Origin of the sequence: Gluconobacter sp., from assembly GCF_047722525.1 — a bacterium.
Lineage (GTDB): Bacteria > Pseudomonadota > Alphaproteobacteria > Acetobacterales > Acetobacteraceae > Gluconobacter.
In genome coordinates, this window is sequence record NZ_JBDNYY010000055.1 from 1 (window position 1) to 4,826 (window position 4,826).

The following is a 4,826-nucleotide window of genomic DNA, read 5'->3' on the forward strand; positions in this document are numbered from 1 at the left end:
AAAAACCTGAAATCACCAGCTAAGCGTATCAATCAAGGGTTCTTCGATCCCTCCACCTGCGTTCCCTGACGGCCGAAATCGTGGCCGCCTATCTCTCAAGAAACGATGTCGCGCCCGATGGGCTCCCGGGCCTGATCCGTTCCGTCCACACGGCCCTGACCGTTCCGGCGGTCTCCGAGGCTGCGGCCGAAGAGGCGCCGGTTCCCGTGGTCAATCCGAAGAAGTCGGTTTTCCCGGACTACATCATCTGTCTGGAAGACGGGAAAAAGCTGAAGATGCTCCGCCGTCATCTCAAAACGGCGTACAACATGACGCCTGATGAATACCGGGCCCGCTGGGGTCTGCCCCCGGAATATCCGATGGTCGCTCCCGGCTATTCCGCACAGCGCGCAGCTCTTGCCCGGGAAATCGGCCTGGACTCCAGAACCCGCGCTTCTGCGCCTCAGGAAGAAGACCTCCCTCCGGTAAAGAAGCTCCCCGAAAAACGGCGGGGCCGTCCGGCCCGCGCCTGAAACTAGAGGGGCCCTCCTCCGTTACCGAAGGCACCGGCCGGGAGAGTCCAGTTTTCTGTCAGAACCGTCTGTAACGGGCGGTCTGACAGGCAGGCTGCGACCAGATCGGGCCGCGACCGGGCCGCTTCATAAACCGTCCCTTCGGACGACAGCTGCTCGAGTCCCCGGTCACGTTTGATCGTGCAGCCGAAGTCTTTTTCATATCTGACCAGTTTCGCAAACCGGTTCGCATCCATCCATTTCAGGGTGGCGAACTGGTCTGCATTGCCGAAGATGCAGAACGCGCAGGACAGGCGCGAAAAGCCGACCTGATAGGGAAAGGCGGGCATCACGCGCCAGCGCTCGAGGATGGCCCAGACTTCGGCCTCGGACCAGGCGTGCACGGGCCGGAAGTGATCGACATGTCGACGCCGCCGCGTCCCGTTTCTCGTGTCAGTCCGATGGCGTTCGAAGGCCGCATAGCGGGCCCGTGCGGGACTCTCTTCAGCACGCTCGCCTGTGACCATGAGGGTACGTCGGTTCAGGAACCGCTCCTGCCCCCGCAAGGCACGATCGGCCACATCAACCTTGAGGCTCGCCGAACACCAGCGCACGGAAAGGCTGGCCGAGACCTGAGGAAAGCGCAGGCGGGTTCCGTTCTGGCCCAGCCCTCCGGCGACGACGCGCCCCTCCGGGGTCTCGAAGACCACGGGCGCGGTCGGCATATCGTGGCGCAGCATTTCGCGCTCGAAGCCGCCCTCGCGCCAGGAGCGGTACAGCGGCAGGCTGAAATCCCGCGCCAGGGCTGCGACATACGGGCCTGTGGAGGGCCAGTCCATGAAGGACCGCCCTGCCCCATCCACCTCGTGATGCCAGAGCTCGATGCGTTCGGCCGGAGCACCAGCTTCCAGCAGGGCGAGCAGACAGGCCGTGCCGTCCTTGCCTCCCGACACGGCGACAATGATGCGATCATAGGACGCGAGATCCGGGCTCATGAGGTCCACCGACTGACAGGCGCGCCTGTCCGCACCGAGCGGCACATTAGGGCGTGGGCGATCGGGCGTTCCCGCAATAGCAGCGGCTTTTCGTGGCGACCGTCCCATGTCAGTCCCTCGCAACGTGTCAGCAGCCCCATCTGGACGGCCGCTTCGTCGCGACAGGCGCACACACGCTCATTGCCACCCGAGCTACGGCGGCACGGCTCATTCGCAGGTGCGCCGCAGCCCGTGCAGGCAATCGTGAGTGCCGGATCACCATCTTCCCAGTGCGCTTTGCAGCGGCGGCAGGTTGTGGGCTCCTGCGTGTCTGTCCAGCGCATGGGAGGCCGGCCACGGGGGGTTGGAACATAGGGAAACTGGTAGCGTCGCATGATGCTCGATCCATCTCTGGTTCTTCAAACATCCTTGCGACGGCGTGTCGGGCGACCGGGGTGCAACAGTGCCGCGCAGCGGCAGGATCGGCGTCACCCGCACCCACGCGCAGGCGGCGTAGCCGGCGAGCATGGGGAGGACGGACGGCGACCCACCTGTTGCAGCACGGGCGGCTGACAGGCAGCGGCTCCTTCTTTTATCCTCCTTCTTTCTTCATCTCATTGAGTAACGCGGCACGGCTGTAATGACGTAACGGCGTCATTACAGCGCGGGAGCACTCGCAGGCCACAGGCCCAACGGCGCGGGCCGGTCCGCAGCGTGTCGTTACGGCTTTACGCAATGACGCCGCCCCTGCCCAGGACGGCGGGCGGCCACTTCCGCGCGAATGTAATGACGTAATGACGTCATTACGTCATTATGGAATTGCGTAATGACGTAACGCCATGGTAGAAGGTCTTCATATCAAGGAAGAGATATAGATAAATGCCAATCCTAACTATTGCCTCCTTTAAGGGGGGGCCCGGAAAAACCACCCTGTGTCAAATAATCTCCGCGCGTTGCGCAGCAGACGGTCTCGCAGTCGCTGTCATTGACGCCGACCCGACTAAGGCAATGTCGGACTGGCATAGCAACACTTACGAAGGAAAGCCCTTTACGTGCGTGGCGGAAACTTCCGAGCGCTCCATTGCTGATCTCGCTTTGGGGCTAGACGAGACCTCTGACCTTGTCTTGATCGACACTGCAGGCTTTGGAAACTTGGCCGGAGCAGTAGCGATGACCGTGGCAGACCAGATCCTCGTTCCGTTGACCGCTGGCGCAGCCGATTTGAACCAAGCTGAAGAGACGATCAAGCAGGCGAAGGGCCTTGCGTCGGCAGCGCGGCGCAAAATCGAGGTTCGCGCGATAATGAACCGCCTCTCTCGCACAAACCTTACAAAGCACGCTGAACAGGAGCTGCGCGACGCAGGTATTCCCACCTTGAAGGCGTCAGTCTCACATCGCACAGCGTTCGGAGAGATCTCCTACTCGGGTACCATTCCGGCTAAAGGTGCGGCAGCCGACGAAGTAACCGCTCTTATAGCCGAGTTGAAGGCGATTGGCTGGATTCCGGAACGCACTAAAACCCTGAAAGGGGAGGGTATCTAATGGCGCTTAAACCTCGAAAAAGATCGGATGCAAGCGAAATCACTGCTGCAGCCCTTGGCAGGGTCAGCACTGACGGTGGAAAATCGGTGCCAGTACCGAAGACCCGAGCAGACCAAGCACTCGAAACCGCTCGTAGCGTAAACCCGCGGCTTCCGCCAGCGGAGGTCGTCCCAGAGGACAAAGCCGTCAACCACAACATGCGTGTGCGGACGAGCACTCTCCGGGCTTTGGGGAAAGCCGCAGAAGAGCACGGTATGACCGTGAAGCAGTTTATTATGCGAGCTGTTGCGGACAAAGGAGTTGCTGTCGCGCCAACAGATCTCGAGAATGGGAAAATAACCCCCTGGCGCGATCGCTAGGCTGGTTTTCGCGTGAGAAGCCGAGGTTTTACCGGGGGAGGGGACTGATGAAGAATGAGTCCTTCGTCTGTGACCTCTACTTTTGCATCTGGATAAACGGCTAGCGCCAAAGCCAGCGGCTTCTGCCATTTCGCCTTGAAGTGATACAGTTCTTTATAGCTAGGGCCGAACTGCGCCTTCAGTGCCGCCCATGTTACAAGACGTTTTTGGGTTAGGACATGGAGCCGGTATGCCAACCATATATATATGTCCAGCGCAGCCGAATTATTTGCGATGGCCCTAACAGCCGCTTCTTGAACGGGGACAGGGTGCTTACGAAGCTGCTCAAAATATCCTTCTGAAAGCTTTGCTACTTCGAGATAACTCTTCTCACTATGCGCTCCGCCTTCAGAAACGAAAAGTGCTCCATCAACAATGGCCTGATTTACGAGAGCGCTTGTTCCCGTTTCATTGTTATGGATGTGGAAGCTCAGGCGACATCTGCTAATGCGTTCGGCTTGGTCTCGGACTGAGCGTGCTGAAGAGCCACTAGGCTGAATACCTATCCGCTTAATCCACTGCCGAAGACTTTTACCTAATTCAATTTCTCGAGAGTTCGTCCTGATCGCTTCAGTTTGCAGGAAAAGTAGAATTAGCCGAGCATGCGCCCCAAAGGGTACGCCTACATGCTCTAATTCATCTGAATTTGGGATAGGCTTTATCCCAGGCTGAATGATTAGCTTTACGCGATCCGAGGACATTTGCCACGCTTCATGGGCGGGCAATCGTCTGTGAGGTAAAGCGCATTGAGCCCACCCTGAGTAAATGAAACCTAGTCCGTTCTCTTCATCAGCCATGTATGCTGATGCGGCTTCGACTACGTCTCGATCTAAACCTAAGGCTAGGACGCCTTGCTTACCTTGAGCTTCTAAAAGCTTATGGATAGTCGTCACACTGCTAGCCCTTGAGCATCCTCATAGAGTTTTTATTGCACACCATCGTATGAATGGCGGTGTGTGTTTTGGTGAGGAATAGAGGTTTGTGGTGTGTGTTTTGGTGAGAGGCATGGTTTTTGCAGATAACCGTAGCGGAAAGCCCGCTTCTAACGCTGCGCCTCCCCAAGCGTGATAGAAAAGTGTGTGTGCTTTGGTGAGCGTTTTCCCAAAACAGCGATATTTAGTGGCTCGTCGGGCTAAACGATCGCTTTTGTGTGATTTGGTGAGACGAACTATTTCTTATTAGTGATTCTATTATTAGTTTCCTCACCAAATCACACGTAGCAACATCAAAAAGTCGCTGTTTCCCGTGCCCACCTTCTCACCAAAACACACGCTATCATCACCAAAACGCCTGACTGGGTTGGGAGAAGGCTCTTTTCGTCCTCACCAAAACACACACATAGGATCAAATTTAGAACCGACTTCGCCCTGGATGCTTGGTCATGGCGTCCTCTACCTCGATATATTTCTCCACCACGCCGA

5 protein-coding genes are annotated in these 4,826 nt (G+C 57.6%); 2 read left to right on the plus strand and 3 right to left on the minus strand.

Translation table 11 applies throughout. The annotated features are described in order from the left end of the window. Positions 1 to 56: 56 nt before the first annotated feature. Entirely contained in the window at positions 57 to 512 is a 456-nt protein-coding gene (locus tag ABF859_RS15385; RefSeq protein WP_415528510.1) for a MucR family transcriptional regulator, read from the plus strand. Positions 513 to 514: 2 nt separating this feature from the next. Here ABF859_RS15385 and ABF859_RS15390 read toward each other — a convergent pair whose 3' ends face one another. Beyond that, positions 515 to 1,486 (minus strand): phosphoadenosine phosphosulfate reductase family protein, encoded by a 972-nt coding sequence (locus tag ABF859_RS15390; protein ID WP_415528508.1) that lies wholly within the window; start codon positions 1,484 to 1,486, stop codon positions 515 to 517. After that, positions 1,483 to 1,860: a hypothetical protein gene (locus tag ABF859_RS15395; RefSeq protein WP_415528509.1), complete on the minus strand. Its 378-nt coding sequence runs from the start codon at positions 1,858 to 1,860 to the stop codon at positions 1,483 to 1,485. The genes ABF859_RS15390 and ABF859_RS15395 overlap by 4 nt, the downstream gene beginning before the upstream one ends. Before the next feature lie 484 nt (positions 1,861 to 2,344). On the opposite strand from ABF859_RS15395, the gene ABF859_RS15400 reads away from it, so the two are divergent. Beyond that, positions 2,345 to 3,007 carry a ParA family protein gene (locus tag ABF859_RS15400; RefSeq protein ID WP_062493562.1) on the plus strand — a complete coding sequence of 221 codons (663 nt, stop codon included), beginning with the start codon at positions 2,345 to 2,347 and terminating at the stop codon, positions 3,005 to 3,007. Positions 3,008 to 3,362: 355 nt separating this feature from the next. Here ABF859_RS15400 and ABF859_RS15405 read toward each other — a convergent pair whose 3' ends face one another. Further along, positions 3,363 to 4,298 (minus strand): replication protein RepA, encoded by a 936-nt coding sequence (locus ABF859_RS15405; protein ID WP_081107133.1) that lies wholly within the window; start codon positions 4,296 to 4,298, stop codon positions 3,363 to 3,365. Between the last annotated feature and the right edge of the window lie 528 nt (positions 4,299 to 4,826).